The sequence below is a fragment of the Mycobacterium sp. ACS1612 genome, from assembly GCF_001667505.1.
Classification (GTDB): domain Bacteria; phylum Actinomycetota; class Actinomycetes; order Mycobacteriales; family Mycobacteriaceae; genus Mycobacterium.
Window position 1 is genome coordinate 187,268 of record NZ_LZHZ01000063.1, and the last position, 14,877, is coordinate 202,144.

At 65.9% G+C, this 14,877-nt stretch carries 19 protein-coding genes; 10 read left to right on the plus strand and 9 right to left on the minus strand.

From position 1 onward, the window contains the following. The first annotated feature begins 36 nt into the window (after nt 1-36). Genes A5724_RS26230 through A5724_RS26240 form a run of 3 tightly spaced genes read left to right on the plus strand, consistent with a single transcriptional unit; the run spans nt 37 to nt 2,672 of the window. Nucleotides 37-1,185, plus strand: coding sequence for a uroporphyrinogen-III synthase (locus A5724_RS26230; protein WP_067809175.1), 1,149 nt, complete (start codon nt 37-39; stop codon nt 1,183-1,185). Then, the gene (locus A5724_RS26235) at nt 1,182-1,883 is read left to right on the plus strand and encodes a sirohydrochlorin chelatase (protein ID WP_067809177.1); all 702 of its coding nucleotides are present in this window, start codon (nt 1,182-1,184) and stop codon (nt 1,881-1,883) included. The genes A5724_RS26230 and A5724_RS26235 overlap by 4 nt, the downstream gene beginning before the upstream one ends. Nucleotides 1,884-1,940: 57 nt before the next feature. After that, a complete protein-coding gene (locus tag A5724_RS26240; RefSeq protein WP_067809179.1) occupies nt 1,941-2,672 on the plus strand; it encodes a superoxide dismutase family protein in 732 nt (243 codons plus the stop codon). On the opposite strand, the gene fdxA is transcribed toward A5724_RS26240, so the two are convergent. The 3 genes from fdxA to nirB all read right to left on the minus strand — a co-directional run bounded on the left by fdxA (nt 2,669) and on the right by nirB (nt 6,003). Further along, the gene (fdxA, locus tag A5724_RS26245) at nt 2,669-3,019 is read right to left on the minus strand and encodes a ferredoxin (RefSeq protein WP_067809181.1); all 351 of its coding nucleotides are present in this window, start codon (nt 3,017-3,019) and stop codon (nt 2,669-2,671) included. The genes A5724_RS26240 and fdxA overlap by 4 nt on opposite strands. A gap of 75 nt (nt 3,020-3,094) precedes the next feature. After that, the gene (nirD, locus tag A5724_RS26250) at nt 3,095-3,439 is read right to left on the minus strand and encodes a nitrite reductase small subunit NirD (RefSeq protein WP_067809183.1); all 345 of its coding nucleotides are present in this window, start codon (nt 3,437-3,439) and stop codon (nt 3,095-3,097) included. Further along, on the minus strand, nt 3,436-6,003 hold the full coding sequence (gene nirB / locus A5724_RS26255) for a nitrite reductase large subunit NirB (protein WP_067809531.1): 2,568 nt from the start codon (nt 6,001-6,003) through the stop codon (nt 3,436-3,438). Before nirB ends, nirD begins: the two co-directional genes overlap by 4 nt. 205 nt (nt 6,004-6,208) lie before the next feature. On the opposite strand from nirB, the gene A5724_RS26260 reads away from it, so the two are divergent. Continuing rightward, the gene (locus A5724_RS26260) at nt 6,209-6,616 is read left to right on the plus strand and encodes an Hsp20/alpha crystallin family protein (protein WP_067809185.1); all 408 of its coding nucleotides are present in this window, start codon (nt 6,209-6,211) and stop codon (nt 6,614-6,616) included. A 58-nt stretch (nt 6,617-6,674) separates the two neighbouring features. Here A5724_RS26260 and A5724_RS26265 read toward each other — a convergent pair whose 3' ends face one another. Next, on the minus strand, nt 6,675-7,172 hold the full coding sequence (locus A5724_RS26265; protein ID WP_067809187.1) for a hypothetical protein: 498 nt from the start codon (nt 7,170-7,172) through the stop codon (nt 6,675-6,677). Nucleotides 7,173-7,184: 12 nt separating this feature from the next. Next, a complete protein-coding gene (locus A5724_RS26270) occupies nt 7,185-7,709 on the minus strand; it encodes a DUF302 domain-containing protein (protein WP_082965282.1) in 525 nt (174 codons plus the stop codon). A 57-nt stretch (nt 7,710-7,766) separates the two neighbouring features. On the opposite strand from A5724_RS26270, the gene A5724_RS26275 reads away from it, so the two are divergent. Next, on the plus strand, nt 7,767-8,285 hold the full coding sequence (locus A5724_RS26275; RefSeq protein WP_067809189.1) for a helix-turn-helix domain-containing protein: 519 nt from the start codon (nt 7,767-7,769) through the stop codon (nt 8,283-8,285). On the opposite strand, the gene A5724_RS26280 is transcribed toward A5724_RS26275, so the two are convergent. Then, nucleotides 8,286-8,663, minus strand: coding sequence for a hypothetical protein (locus tag A5724_RS26280; RefSeq protein ID WP_067809191.1), 378 nt, complete (start codon nt 8,661-8,663; stop codon nt 8,286-8,288). Nucleotides 8,664-8,672: 9 nt separating this feature from the next. Then, nucleotides 8,673-9,431 carry an isocitrate lyase/phosphoenolpyruvate mutase family protein gene (locus A5724_RS26285; protein WP_067809193.1) on the minus strand — a complete coding sequence of 253 codons (759 nt, stop codon included), beginning with the start codon at nt 9,429-9,431 and terminating at the stop codon, nt 8,673-8,675. Nucleotides 9,432-9,542: 111 nt separating this feature from the next. Here A5724_RS26285 and A5724_RS26290 point away from each other — a divergent pair, with 111 nt between their 5' ends. The 5 genes from A5724_RS26290 to A5724_RS34285 are packed head-to-tail and all read left to right on the plus strand — an operon-like array spanning nt 9,543 to nt 13,606. Beyond that, nucleotides 9,543-9,833, plus strand: coding sequence for a hypothetical protein (locus A5724_RS26290; protein WP_067809195.1), 291 nt, complete (start codon nt 9,543-9,545; stop codon nt 9,831-9,833). A 46-nt stretch (nt 9,834-9,879) separates the two neighbouring features. After that, nucleotides 9,880-10,698 carry a hypothetical protein gene (locus A5724_RS26295; RefSeq protein ID WP_067809197.1) on the plus strand — a complete coding sequence of 273 codons (819 nt, stop codon included), beginning with the start codon at nt 9,880-9,882 and terminating at the stop codon, nt 10,696-10,698. 34 nt (nt 10,699-10,732) lie between these two features. Then, a complete protein-coding gene (locus A5724_RS26300) occupies nt 10,733-12,646 on the plus strand; it encodes a fumarate reductase/succinate dehydrogenase flavoprotein subunit (protein ID WP_067809199.1) in 1,914 nt (637 codons plus the stop codon). Continuing rightward, entirely contained in the window at nt 12,647-13,402 is a 756-nt protein-coding gene (locus tag A5724_RS26305; protein ID WP_067809201.1) for a succinate dehydrogenase/fumarate reductase iron-sulfur subunit, read from the plus strand. Nucleotides 13,403-13,456: 54 nt separating this feature from the next. After that, nucleotides 13,457-13,606: a hypothetical protein gene (locus A5724_RS34285; protein WP_197518786.1), complete on the plus strand. Its 150-nt coding sequence runs from the start codon at nt 13,457-13,459 to the stop codon at nt 13,604-13,606. Here the strand turns inward: A5724_RS34285 and A5724_RS26310 are convergent, their stop codons facing one another. Together A5724_RS26310 and A5724_RS26315 are read right to left on the minus strand one after the other, a co-directional pair. Continuing rightward, entirely contained in the window at nt 13,607-14,092 is a 486-nt protein-coding gene (locus A5724_RS26310) for a flavin reductase family protein (RefSeq protein ID WP_067809536.1), read from the minus strand. A 122-nt stretch (nt 14,093-14,214) separates the two neighbouring features. Further along, nucleotides 14,215-14,859 carry a GAP family protein gene (locus A5724_RS26315; RefSeq protein ID WP_067809203.1) on the minus strand — a complete coding sequence of 215 codons (645 nt, stop codon included), beginning with the start codon at nt 14,857-14,859 and terminating at the stop codon, nt 14,215-14,217. Between the last annotated feature and the right edge of the window lie 18 nt (nt 14,860-14,877).

Below are 14,877 nucleotides of genomic sequence, written 5' to 3' on the forward strand. Positions count from 1 at the left end.
AACGGGGCGGAAACATGATCTACGTAGACATGGCGCATGAGTGAGCCCGAATGGGCACCGCTCACCGGTTTTCGGGTGGCGGTGACCTCCGCCCGCCGCGCCGACGAACTGGCCGCCCTGCTGGAGCGCCGCGGGGCCACCGTGACGTGCGCGGCCGCGATCGCGATGGTGCCACTGCCCGATGACGAGCAGTTGCGGGCGAACACCGAATCGTTGATCGCCGAACCGCCCGACATCGTGGTGGCCACCACGGGGATCGGGTTCCGCGGCTGGTTCGCCGCCGCCGACGGTTGGGGGCTTGCGGACGATCTGCTCCGCGCACTTGGCAACGCACGCATCGTGTCGCGAGGCCCCAAAGCGACCGGGGCACTGCGGGCCGTGGGATTGCCGGAGGAGTGGTCGCCGGAGTCCGAGTCGTCGCGGGAAGTGCTGCACTATCTGGTCGAGGGCGGTATCGCGGGCAAACGCATCGCGGTGCAGTTGCACGGCGCCACCGACGAATGGGACCCGTTCCCTGAGTTCCTCGACGAATTGCGCTCGGCCGGTGCGGAAGTCGTGCCGATCAGGGTGTACCGCTGGCATCCCGCCCCCCGCAACGGTGACTTCGACCAACTGGTCGCAGGTATCGCGGAGGGCAAGTTCGACGCCGTCAGCTTCACCTCGGCACCTGCCGTCGCCTCGGTGCTGATGCGTGCGGTGGAACTCGGCATCGAGGACAAGGTGTTGTCGTCGTTGCGAACTGACGTGCACGCGATGTGCGTCGGCCCAGTGACCGCGCGGCCGCTGGTACGCCTTGGTGTCCCGACGTCGGCACCGGAGCGGATGCGGTTGGGCGCGTTGGCGCGCCACATCACCGACGAATTACCGCTGCTGCAGTCACGCACGTTGCGGGTCGCCGGCCACATCCTCGAGATCCGGGGCACCTGCGTGATGGTCGACGGTGTGGTGAAGGCGGTTTCGCCTGCCGGGATGGCGACCATCCGCGCGCTGGCCCATCATCCCGGCGCTGTGGTGTCACGGTTCGATCTGCTCGGGGCGCTGCCGGGCACCGGCACTGACACGCACGCCGTCGAAACCGCGGTGCTGCGGCTGCGAACTGCGTTGGGCGACAAGAACATCGTGTCGACGGTGGTCAAGCGCGGGTACCGACTGGCTGTCGACGACGATTTGGCGCAGGCGCAATGAGCTACCCAGTTCGCGCGGGGGCCCAGGTGTTGGTCGCGCACGGCACCCGCAAGCGGCAAGGCGTCACGATGGTGGCTGAGCTTGCACGGCGGGTGTCACAGACGCTCGGGCAGCCAGTGCACGTGTCGTTCGTCGACGTGCTCGGCCCGACGCCGTCCGACGTGTTGGCGTCGATGACCGGATCGGCAATCGTGGTGCCCGCGTTCCTCTCCCGCGGATATCACGTCACCAGCGACATCCCCGCGCACGTCGACGCGAGCAGACATCTCGACGTCACGGTGACGCAGGCGCTGGGGCCCAGCCCGCAACTGGTGCGGGTGCTCGCCGACCGGCTGATCGAATCCGGTTGGCGGCCAGATGATTCGGTGATCCTGGCGGCGGCAGGTACCGCTGATCGTGGCGCGCAGCGTGACCTGCACATGATGGCGACCTGGCTGTCGGCGCTCACCAGCTCTCGTGTGGAACTCGCGTTCGCGGCGACCGGCACACCACATGTCGGTGACGCGGTCGACTCGCTGCGGCGACGCGGCGCCAACAGGGTGGTCGTCGCGTCGTACCTGTTGTCCGAGGGCCTGTTTCAGGACCGTCTGCGCGACAGTGGCGCCGACGTGGTGACGGAGCCGCTGGGCACCCACCCCGGCCTGGTCCGGTTGATCGCGAACCGGTTCAGCCGCGCCCGGTGTGCGGCCGCCGCCTGACCTTTCGTTGGCAAAACTGGCCGTTTGCCGGGGCCCTCGACAGGGTAAGCCGCGTCCATGTTCAAGCTCGTCGCGGCGGTTGCCGTGCTCGCCGCCGTCGCGAGCGGTTGCGCGAATCAGTCGAACGACAATCCGGCTACCGGGACCACGACCCCGTCGGGACCCACTGCTCAGTCGCTGACCACCCAGCTCAATACCGCCGACGGTAAGCACGTCGCGAACGCGACGGTCGACTTCACAAGCGGGTACGCGACCGTGACCGTCGAGACGGTCGCAACCGGCGCCATGTCGCCCGGTTTTCATGGCGTGCACATTCACGCGGTCGGAAAGTGCGAGGGCGACTTCACCTCCGCAGGCGAGCACTTTCAGGCGCCAGGACACACCGGTCAGCCAGCCAGCGGTGACCTGCCCCCGCTGCTCATCCGCTCAGACGGCGCAGGCAAACTCGTCGCGACCAGCGACGCCTTCACCGCCGACCAGCTGAAGGGGCCAGAGGGATCGGCGATCGTGCTGCACCAAGGCGCTGACATAAGCGGCACCGCGTCCGATCAACGCATCGCCTGCGGCGTGCTCAGCCCGGCCACCACCGCCGGCACATCGGTCTCCACATCGATCTCGACGTCGACCGTCACCACCAGTGTCGTCGCGCCTGTGCCGCCCGCAACGGTCACGGAGACCACCTCGCCGACACCGGCCACCACCACCGAGAGCCCCAGCCCGAGCACCAGCACCAGTACCGTCACCGTGACGCAGACGACGTCGACGACAACCGCGCCACCGGGCGGTTAGCCGTGACCCGTGTTCGTCGGCAGCCCGGCGACGTAGGGCGTGTCCACACCGACCCGCCCCAGCTTCGCCGCGCCGCAGGGCGACCCCAAGGGGGCGTCGCGTCCCGGCAGCACGTCGCTGAAGAATGCGGCGCCCCCGGCGAGGAACTGCAGCTGATCCTCGGGAAGATCGGTCTCGTAGTAGATCGCGTCGACGCGACAGATGAAGGCGCACGCACCGCAGTCCACACATTCGTCGGGATTGATGTAGAGCATGCGGTCGCCCTCGTAGATGCAGTCGACCGGGCAGTCCTGAACGCAGGACTTGTCCATCACGTCGACGCATGCGCTACCGATCACATAGGTCATAGGTGTAACTGTAAGTAACACCTGCGCGCACGTCGTGGGCCAAAAGTCCCTAGTTCCTGTGGCGAGCAGACGCAGTCAGACGCCGACCTGCACGTCGCCGTCCACGATGCGGGTGGCATACACCGGCAACGCGACTTCGGGATCATCCAGACAGCTGCCATCGGCTAAGGCGAACGCCTGCTTCTTTATCGGCGTCTGCACCGTCGCGCGGCCACCCCGGTCGCCGACGATGCCTCGTGACATCACCGCGGCACCGGAGAAGGGGTCGATGTTGCCGACCGCGTGCAGCGACCCGTCGTCGAGGCGGAACAACGCCGCCTGCGCACCGTTGGGCAGCAGCACCCCCACCCCGCGGTTCGGGATCAGGAAGTCATACGCACATGCGGTCGTCCAGACCTCGATGTCGTTGGCAAGAGTCATCTTTGAGGCACCTTAGGCATTCCGACGGGCACGATACGACCCGATTGGTGCGTGAACTCGACGGTGGGGTCCGCGACGTCGGGCGCGTTGACGAACGACACGAATCGCGACAGCTTGTCCGGGTCTTCGAGGACACCCTTCCATTCGCACGCGTAGCCCTCCACGTGGCGAGCGATCGCCTCCTCGAATTCCGCTGCCAGGCCCAGTGAGTCGTTGCACACAACCTCACGCAGGTGATCCAGGCCCGACTTGTCGGGGAAATCCATCGCTTCCAGCCACGGCGCCGTCCGCTGTAGCCGGTCGGCGGTGCGGATGTAGAACATCAGGAACCGGTCGATGTAGCGGATCAGCGTTTCGTCGTCCAGGTCGCTGGCCAACAGTTGGGCCTGGCGCGGCGACATGCCGCCGTTGCCGCAGACGTAGAGATTCCAACCCTTTTCGGTCGCGATGACACCGACGTCTTTGCTCTGCGCTTCCGCGCATTCGCGCGCGCACCCCGATACGGCCATCTTGATCTTGTGCGGTGCGCGCAGGCCGCGGTAGCGCTTCTCGATGTTGACCGCCATCTCGACCGAGTCCTGTTGGCCGTACCGGCACCAGGTGCTTCCCACGCAACTTTTCACCGTGCGCAGCGCCTTGCCGTAGGCATGCCCGGATTCCATGCCGCCGTCGACCAGTCTGCGCCAGATCTCCGGAAGCTGGTCGACCCGCGCGCCGAACATGTCGATGCGCTGGCCGCCGGTGATCTTGGTGTACAGGTTGAAATCCCGTGCGATCTCACCGATCAGGATCAACTGCTCCGGCGTGATCTCGCCGCCGGGTGACCGCGGCACCACCGAGTAGCTGCCGTTCTTCTGAATGTTGGCGAGGAAGTGGTCGTTGGAATCCTGTAGCGACGCCTGCTCACCGTCGAGGATGTGATCCGAACTGGTCGACGCCAGAATTGAGGCAACCACCGGTTTGCAGATGTCGCAACCCTTTCCGGTGCCGAACCGTTCGATCAGCCCGGTGAACGTCCGGATGGACGTGGCGGAGATGATAGAGAACAGTTCGGCCCGCGACTGGCTGAAGTGCTCACACAGCGCCTTGGACTGCTCGACGCCCTCGGCCTCCAGCAGTTGCTTGAGCAGAGGGACGCAGGAACCGCAGGAGGTGCCGGCCTTGGTGCAGTCCTTGAGTGCGGGCACATCACTGCAACCGCCTGCGATCGCGTCACACAGGTCGCCCTTGGTCACGTTGTTGCACGAGCAGATCTGCGCGGCGGCAGGGAGTGCCCCGACACCGAGCCCCGTTGCGCCCCCGTCGGATCCGGCCGGTGCGATTAGCGTCATCGGATCACCGGGCAACGGTTCACCGACCATGGGCCGCAGCACGCCGTAGGAGGAGGCGTCGCCCACCAGGATGCCGCCGAGCAGCGTTTTGGCGTCGTCGGACAGCACCAGCTTCGCATAGGTCTGGTTGACGGCGTCGTTGACGACCACCTCGAGACAGTTCGGTGTGCTGCCCATCGCGTCACCGAAGCTGGCGACGTCGACGCCGAGCAGCTTGAGTTTGGTCGACATGTCGGCCTCGGGGAATTCCGCGGTACCGCCGAGCAGGCGGTCGGCGACCACCTCCGCGCTGGTGTAGCCGGGCCCGACAAGGCCGTAGCAGCGGCCCTCGATCGCGGCCACCTCGCCGATCGCGTAGACGTTGGGATCCTCTGTGCCGCATGACAGATCGGTGAGCACGCCGCCCCGGTCGGCGATCGGCAGCTCCGCGGCGCGGGCGAGTTCGTCGCGCGGACGGACCCCGGCCGCGAAGACGACGACCCCCGCGTGGATGATCGTGCCGTCGCTCAGCGTCACCCGCACCGAGTCGGTCTCGGCGGAGCGCCGCACCGGCCGGTTGCGTTGCGAAGGCGCGATGTTGTCGGTGCCGACGCCGGTGTGCACGGTGATGCCGAGTTCACCGATCATCCGACCGAGCAACGCGCCGCCCGCTTCGTCGAGTTGCTGGGCCATCAGCCGCGGTGCCATCTCGACGACGTGGGTGGTAAGGCCGAACTGCCGCAACGCGTTTGCCGCCTCGAGCCCGAGCAGACCGCCGCCGATCACGACGCCCGTCGTGGTGCCGCCTGCCTGCATGGCACGCATCGCGTCGGCGCGGATCGCGTCGAGATCGTCCAGGGTGCGGTACACGTGACAGGACGGCAGATCGTGGCCTGGCACCGGCGGGACGAATGCGTACGAACCGGTGGCGAGCACCAGCGCGTCGTATCCGATTTCGTCGCCGGCCTCTGTCAGCACCGTCTTGGCGGCCCGGTCGATGTCGGTGACCCGACTGCCCAGCCGTAACTCGACGTGGTCGTCGCCGGCGTAGTCGTTACCGGGGAGTGCGAGTTGTGCGCGGTCCCAGTGCTCGGTGTAGCCGGTCAGGCCGACCCGGTCGTAGGCGGCGTCCGCTTCCTCGGCCAGTACCGTCACCCGCCACTCGCCCTCGGCGTCGCGTGACCGCAACGCCTCGACGAACCGGTGACCGACCATGCCGTGGCCGACCACCACGACCCGAGATGAAGAACGCATGACGCCGAGGTTATGCAGCGGATATTGCCGCAATGTCGCCTCGTGTGAAGCGCCCATCACGGACTTCTCACCGGTGTTTGCGCCGCTCTGTGAGCCGTTCGCCGACGGCGAAAGCGCAGCTGGAACATGAGCGGACCTGACTCAAGTTCTAACTGGTAGTCGACCGGCGTGGTGCCGGTCACGGCGTGACGAAGGAGAGTCAACGATGAGCCAAGTGACGTTGTGGGCCAGGCCTGCCTGGGAGATCGACCGTTGGATGAAGCCGGGTGTGTTCACCGGTTTCAGCCCGGCCGCCGAAGTCGTCAAGGACGGGGACGACGCCGTCGTACGCCTCGAACTGCCAGGTGTGGACGTGGCGAAGGACGTCACCGTCGAGGTCGAGAGGGGTCAGTTGGTGATCCGCGGCGAGCGCCGCGACGAGTACTCGGAAGAGAAGGACGGGCGCACGCTCAGCGAGGTCCGGTACGGATCGTTCCGGCGGTCGTTCAAGCTGCCCGCCCACGTGACCGGCGACGCGATCTCGGCGTCCTATGACGCCGGCGTGCTGACCGTACGCATCACCGGTGCGCACAAGAATGCCGAGGCACAGCGCATCGCGATCGAGAGCAAGTAACTAACACTGCCCTGACCAAATCCGGTGGGACCATTGCGGTTCCACCGGATTTGTTCGTCTAGTTCAGCGGCGCGACGATCTCCGAGGTGTAGAAGTCGCCGATCACCCTGCCGGGTTTCGGTGGGCCGTCGACGGACACCCACACGCCCGTCGCTCCGTCGACGACCGGTCCCGCCAGCCTGGTGGTGCCGCTTCCGCTGGCGTCGGTGAACAGGTCGCCGACAATCACTCCCGGGTCTCCCGCGGTGCATGTGCGCTCCGAGGGCCGGGGCACCTCGATGAGCCGGACCGTGTACCGCGTGTTGGGCTGGGCGGTGGCAAGTCGAACGTCGGCGGTGACGCCGCCGGGGCCCACGCCGATCTCCGCGCCGCCGCTGCCGTAGCCGGTGGCCGACACCCAGTGTGTCTGGTCGTGGCTGCAGGTCCTGAACAGGCTGGAGAACGGCACGAAGGTGGACCCACCAGAGGACGCCGCGGCACCGGTGAAGCTTGCGGCGATGGTCGCCGCAGCGACGAGCACTGCGACAGCGCCGACGCGCCGTTTCGACGATTGCATTGCTCGACCCTACTAGGCGCCGAAGGCGTCCCCCGGGTCAACCCCGATGACCCGCAACAGGTTTGCCACCTTGCGGTCCAGGCCCACCCCCACCTCGGTGACGTCGGCGATGCCGAGGCTGCCGAACGCAGGACCGGGTTGGTCCATCGAGAACACCGCGTTGCCGTCGGGGTCGCTGTACACGAGCACCCGCAGCGGTGCGTACAGCATCGCCCGGGGGTCATGCCGGAACATGGTTTCGGCGATGGTGTGGTTACCGAGCAGGTACTCGACCGCCTTGACGTCGTGGCCTGCCGCCCGCATCACCGGGGTGGCATCCACCTTGGCGTACACCATCAGGTCGTTCGGCGCGTTGTCTGCCGCCTGGGCGAGCACGTCGTCCCATGTGCCGCCGGACCCGACGATCTGCGCAACGCGCGCCGAATCAGACGGCGGCGCCGCGGATTCGAACGCGGCGAGGAATTTCTCGAAGTCGACACCGGTGGACACGTCCACTCGCGTCATCGTGTGGTCGTGCCTTGCGAATGGTGCGGTCATCACTGATCCCTTCGTACGGTTCAATCATTGAACCGCTGAACTGCGATACTTCATTCCATGCCGCTGCCCCGCGAGTACGCCGCCGAAAGCTGCCCGATCGCGCGCTCCCTCGAGATCGTCGGCGAGCGGTGGACGTTGCTGATCGTGCGTGACGCCTTCTACGGTGTCCGACGGTTCAGCGACTTCGCCGAACACCTCGGAATTCCCAAGGCGGTCTTGGCGCAACGGCTCTCGCTACTCGTCGACGAGGGAGTGCTGGCGCGAGTAGCGGCCGCCAGCGGCCGCGACGAATACGCGCTGACTGCCAAGGGCCGGCGACTGTGGCCGACGCTGTGGTCCTTGATCGCCTGGGGCAACGAGAACTATCTGGAGCGCCCGGTCCGCCGTGCCTTCAAGCACGTCGAATGCGGCGGAACCATCCGCGCCGACGCGATCTGCTCCAGGTGCGGTCAGCAACCCGGGCCTGCCGACCTCGTCGTGCATCCGCCGCGCCGGCCCCGCAGACGCGACGACGCTGTCAGCAGGGCGCTGAGCCGACCTCACCGGTTGCTCGATCCGGTGAGAAACGGCAACTGATCAGATTTGGCCGGCGTTGGTCGGGGTGGTCGTGGGGTAGGGATTGGTCGAAGTGCTCGACTCCGTGGTGTCTGTCGCGTCACCGCCGGGGCCGTCGTCGGACGGCGTCGACTTGACCGGACCCGTCAAGGACGGGTTGTCCTGGCTGGTCAGCGCGCTCGGCACGGTGTAACTCGTGCTCGACGTCGAACTGGTGGTGTACGTCGACGCCGTCGCCGACGACGCAGGCAATTCGGCGGGCTGCGGAGGCCGCGACGAGTCATCGGCCGTGCGCAGCACCGCCCACACCAGGATCGCGATCAGCACGACTGCCGCCACGCCGGCGGCCACGATCACCGACTGCTGGTTGTGCCAACTGCCGTCGTCGTCAGGACTCACGGCGGAATGCTAAGCCCAACGCGCCAACATCTCTTTGGAGTAGGCGGTGAGCGCGTATTGCCAGAACGGCCCGAAGCTGATCCGCCCGACGCCGAGCGGTCCGAACGTCGCGGGGTCGTCCTGATCCGGCAACGCGATCGCGTTGATGGGCAGCGGCAACTCGGAAGCCAAGCGCCGCAACGTATCCGGATCGTGCCTGCCCACCGGATACAACGAGTCGGCGCCGGCGGCTGCGGCCTCCTTCAGTCGCGCGATCGCACGGTCGACCCGGTCGGCCTCGTCGCCGTCCTGCCGAAGAAAGAGATCGGTGCGGGCGTTGACCACCACATGCACCCCGGCAGCGTCGGCCGCCTGGCGCAACGCGCCGACGAGTTCGGCGTGCTCGGCCGACGACCGCAACCGACCGCCCTGACAGTGCACGGTGTCCTCGATGTTGAGGCCGACCGCGCCTGCCTCCAGCAGTCCCTCGATCAGGCGGGTGGCCGACTGTGCGTAACCCGATTCGATGTCGACCGACACCGGCACGTCGACGGCCGCGGTGATCTGACCGACTCGAGTGACCACGTCGTCGAACGTCATGCCCTCCTGGTCAGCCTTACCGACCGAATCGGCCATCGGGTGGCTGCCGACGGTCAGCGCAACGAAGCCGGAGTCGACCGCCGTCCGCGCCGACCACGCGTCCCAGACCGTCGGGAGGACCACTGGATCGCCCGGCCGGTGCAGGCCCAGCAATGTCTCGGCACGCTCCGCGAGGACCTGGGTGGACATGGACCTACCTCCGCTTCTGCGACGTGACCGGTCTCACGCCAAACCCCCTGATGCAACTAACATCGGGTGTCGTACTGTGATTCGAGACACCCTTCAGCCCAAGGAGGTCAAATGTCGAGCACTACCGAACTTACCGAGTTGCACGAGCTAATCGGAAGCCTGCGGCGGTGCGTCACCTCGCTGGCATCGAAGTATGGCGACAGCCCTGCCACCCGCCGGATTGTCAACGATGCCGAACGCATCCTCAACGACATCGACCGCCTCGACATCGACGCCGAAGAGCTCGAACTGACCAGGGGCGTGACCCGCCACCAACACGGCGCCGAGAAGATCACCATTCCCGACACCCCCTACGACACAGCCTTCTGGGGCGATGAAGACGACAGAGGAGTCGCCGGCTAACGCCGCGGCCTTCGCCAGCGGGACATAACCACATCGAAAGGGAAAAGTGAGCGCACCCACCGCCGACCGCAAAGCGACCGGCGTCTTTTCACCGAGCCGTGCCCAAATTCCGCAACGCACCCTTCGCACCGACCGGTGGTGGCAGTCGCCGCTGATCGTCGACCTGGGCTTCGCCGCGTTCGTCATCTATGCGACAGTGCGAGCGTTCCTACAGAACAACTACTACGTGCCCGAATACCACTACCTGACGCCGTTCTACTCGCCCTGCGTCAGCACCGGGTGCATCCCTGAAGCCAGCCACTTCGGTCAGTTCCTGCCCGACGTGTGGTGGCTGCCCTACGCCGCGCTCTCGCTGCCGTTCCTGCTGCTGTTCCGGCTGACCTGCTACTACTACCGCGGCGCCTACTACCGCTCGGTGTGGCAGTCGCCGACCGCATGCGCGGTGGCCGAACCGCACGCGAAATACACTGGCGAGACACGCTTTCCGCTGATCATCCAGAACACCCACCGGTACTTCTTCTACATCGCCGGGATCATCTCGGTGATCAACACCTACGACGCGATCGTCGCATTCCAATCGCCGTCCGGCTTCGGATTCGGTTTGGGCAACCTCATTCTCGTCGTCAACGTGGTCATGCTGTGGATCTACACGCTGTCGTGCCACTCCTGCCGTCACGTCGTCGGCGGCCGCCTCAAGCACTTCTCCAAGCACCCGGTCCGCTACTGGTTCTGGACGCAGGTGAGCGCGTTGAACACCAGGCACAAGCTGTATGCGTGGGTCACGCTCGGCACGCTGATGGTGACCGACTTCTACATCATGCTGGTGGCCAGCGGCACCATCTCTGACCTGAGATTCATTGGCTGACAGGGTTTTCCGAAAGCAATAGTGAGGTTCATTAATGGCGGAAGTTGAGCGGCACTCCTATGACGTCGTCGTCATCGGTGCCGGCGGCGCGGGTTTGCGTGCGGTCATCGAGGCACGCGAACGCGGCTTGAAGGTCGCGGTTGTCTGTAAGTCGTTATTCGGCAAGGCCCACACCGTGATGGCCGAAGGTGGCTGCGCGGCCGCGATGGGCAATGCCAACCCGAAGGACAACTGGCAGGTCCATTTCAAGGACACCATGCGCGGCGGCAAGTTCCTCAACAACTGGCGGATGGCCGAGTTGCACGCCAAGGAGGCGCCCGACCGCGTATGGGAGCTGGAGACCTACGGCGCCCTGTTCGACCGCACCAAGGACGGTCGCATCAGCCAGCGCAACTTCGGTGGCCACACCTATCCTCGGCTCGCGCACGTCGGTGACCGCACCGGCCTCGAGATCATCCGCACCCTGCAGCAGAAGATCGTCTCGCTGCAGCAGGAGGACAAGGCCGAATTCGGCGACTACGAGGCCCGCATCAAGGTGTTCCACGAGTGCACCATCACCGACCTGATCAAAGATGGTGACCGGATCGCAGGGGCGTTCGGCTACTGGCGGGAAAGCGGACGCTTCATCCTGTTCGAGACGCCTGCCGTGGTGATGGCCACCGGCGGAATCGGCAAGTCCTACAAGGTGACATCGAACTCGTGGGAGTACACCGGCGACGGGCATGCGCTCGCGCTGCGGGCGGGCGCCACCCTGATCAACATGGAGTTCGTCCAGTTCCACCCGACCGGGATGGTCTGGCCGCCCAGCGTGAAGGGCATCCTCGTCACCGAGGGTGTGCGCGGCGACGGCGGGGTGCTGAAGAACTCCGAAGGCACCCGGTTCATGTTCGATTACATCCCGCCGGTGTTCAAAGGCCAGTACGCGGAGAGCATCGAAGAGGCCGACCAGTGGCTCAAGGACAACGACTCGGCCCGCCGCACCCCCGACCTGCTGCCCCGCGACGAGGTGGCCCGCGCCATCAACTCCGAGGTGAAGGCCGACCGCGGAACCCCGCACGGCGGTGTCTACCTCGACATCGCGTCGCGGCTGCCCGCCGAGGAGATCAAGCGCAGGCTGCCGTCGATGTATCACCAGTTCATGGAGTTGGCCGAGGTCGACATCACCAAGGAGCCGATGGAAGTCGGGCCGACGTGTCACTACGTGATGGGCGGCATCGAAGTCGATCCTGACACCGGGGCGGCCACGACGCCGGGGTTGTTCGCCGCAGGCGAGTGCTCCGGTGGCATGCACGGGTCGAATCGGTTAGGCGGCAACTCGCTGTCGGACCTGCTGGTATTCGGCCGCCGCGCCGGGTTGGGCGCGTCCGACTACGTCAGGGCGCTGCCGGAACGACCGAAGGTGTCCGACGAGGCGCTCGCGGACGCGGCCAAGCTGGCGCTGGCACCCTTCGACGGTCCGACCAACGGCGATCGCGCCGAGAACCCCTACACGCTGCAACTGGACCTGCAGGACACGATGAACAACCTGGTCGGCATCATCCGTAAGGCCGACGAGGTCACCGAGGCGCTGGGCAAGCTGACCGAACTTCGGGAGCGCTACAAGAAGGTTCAGGTCGAAGGCCATCGGCAGTTCAACCCCGGTTGGCACCTGGCCATCGATTTGCGCAACATGCTGCTGGTCAGCGAGTGCGTCGCCAAGGCGGCGCTGGAGCGCACGGAGAGCCGCGGCGGGCACACCCGCGACGACTATCCGTCGATGGACGCCTCCTGGCGCAAGACGCTGCTGGTGTGCCGGGCGGAGGGTGATGCGGTGGTGCCCGACGTCACCATCACCAAAGAGGACCAGGTACCCATGCGCGACGACCTGCTCGAACTCGTCGACATCGAGGAACTCGAGAAGTACTTCACCCCGGAAGAACTCGTCAACCACCCGGCAAGGAGAAGCTGAATGGCGGCCTATCAAGCGAAGCTGCGGGTGTGGCGTGGCGACGACGGCGGCGGCGCGCTGCAGGATTTCTCCGTCGAGGTCAATGAGGGCGAGGTGGTGCTCGACATCATCCACCGTCTGCAGCAGACCCAAGCCGGGGACCTCGCGGTGCGGTGGAACTGCAAGGCGGGCAAATGTGGCTCGTGTTCCGCCGAGATCAATGGCCGACCACGGCTGATGTGCATGACGCGGATGTCGACATTCGACGAGGCCGAGACCATCACGATCACCCCGCTGCGGACGTTCCCCATCATCCGCGACCTCGTCACCGATGTGTCGTTCAACTACGAAAAGGCCAGAGAAATCCCGTCGTTCACGCCGCCGAAGGACTTGCAGCCCGGTGAGTACCGGATGATGCAGGAGGACGTGAACCGGTCCCAGGAATTCCGCAAGTGCATCGAGTGCTTCCTGTGCCAGAACACCTGCCACGTGGTGCGCGACCACGAGGAGAACAAGAAGGCGTTCGCCGGGCCGCGGTATCTGATGCGTCAAACCGAACTGGACATGCATCCGCTGGACACTCATGACCGCCGTGCGGTGCAGGCGCAGGAGGAGCACGGCCTCGGCTACTGCAACATCACCAAGTGCTGCACCGAGGTGTGCCCGGAGCACATCAAGATCACCGACAACGCGCTGATCCCGCTCAAGGAGCGTGCTGCCGACCGCAAGTACGACCCCGTCGTGTGGTTGGGAAGCAAACTGTTCAGGCGGAGTTGAGCGCGGGTAACCTTCATACAGCGGCCAATCAACGCCATGACGAGAGGCAGCAGTATGACCCTCAGCATCAACGACATTCGTACGGCGATTCGTGAGCTCAGCGCGCGGGCGGAATTGGCGCGCAAAGAAGGCAGGCCAGCGGACGCCGAGGAACTCGAACGGCGCGTCCAAGGCTATCGCGAGGAGCTTGCCGCCCGCCCGTGACTAGGCGCCGAGCCGACGGAATGTACTGCGGTGAAAGACAATCGGCGGTACATCGGCGTGCACCGTGATGTCGCTGACCCGCAATATGACAATGGTGTGATCGCCTGCGGGCACCAGCTGTTCGATGGCGCTTTCCAGCCACACGCTGGTGCCCGTGACGAACACTGCGCCTGAATCCCTGGACACCGTGTCCAGACCCGCGAACCGATCACCCGTCTTGGCAGCCAGTGTGCGGGCAGCTTCGTCGTGGGCTTCGCCGAGCACGCTGATGCCCAGCGCAGGCAGGTCCTTGAGCTTGGGCCACGTCTCCGAGGCGTTCTGTACACAGAACGAAACCAACGGCGGGTCGAGCGACACCGGGACGAAGGTGCTGGCCACCAGCCCGACACGGACACCGTCGACTTCGGCGGCTATGGCGATGACGCCGGCCGGGAAATGCCCGAACGCCTCCCTGAGGCTGGTGGGGCTCAGATCGTTGGATGCCATCGCTTCCATCTTCACACGCGACATGGGCTGCGCAGTCCAAGTCGTCGGCCCGTAGCCCGTCGTGGGCGCTGGAAGCAATGAAATCTCGTTGAGTACAAAGGACAGGCGGTGTCCAACGCGCTTCAGAGTCCGGCCACGCCCGCCACCAGCGCCACACCGCCAACCACTGCCAGCAGGACGGCAAATTCGACTCGGCGCCGCGCCCGGATCCAGGTGTTCAACGCGTCCACCCGTCTGACGGTGGCCTGCGGCGCCAGCAGATAGGCCAGCAGTGGGATCTCGATGAAGGCGAAGGCAATGACGTTGAACATGAACAGCACCGCGACCTGCGCCATGGCTGCTGCGCCCGAGGCCAGAATGACCGCCAGCGCGGCGAGATAGTCGATGGACGGCAACGCGATGCCAAGACCGGCGACGCCCGCCACCGCGAGCGAGGGACCGCTCAAGAGTTGTTTGGCCGGCCTCGCCAGCCTCGTCGGACGCAAGTTCCACAGCCTGGGCACCGCGACGAACACCGCCGCCAGCAGCGCCACCACCCCGATCAGAATCTGAACGTTCGGCAAGGTGAAGTGGCGGGTGCCCAGCAAGACGCGCCGGAACAGGAACAGGATCACCAGGCCGATCGTCAACCCCATCGCGAAACCACCGCACAGGAACGCCAGCAGTTGCAGGGCTGGTTTCGGCCGGTTGAGCATCAGCACGGTCATCCCGATCCGGAATGGTTCGACGCTGACGGCAAGGGCCATCACCAGGACGGTCACCAACATCGGTATCTCCAGGCGCGC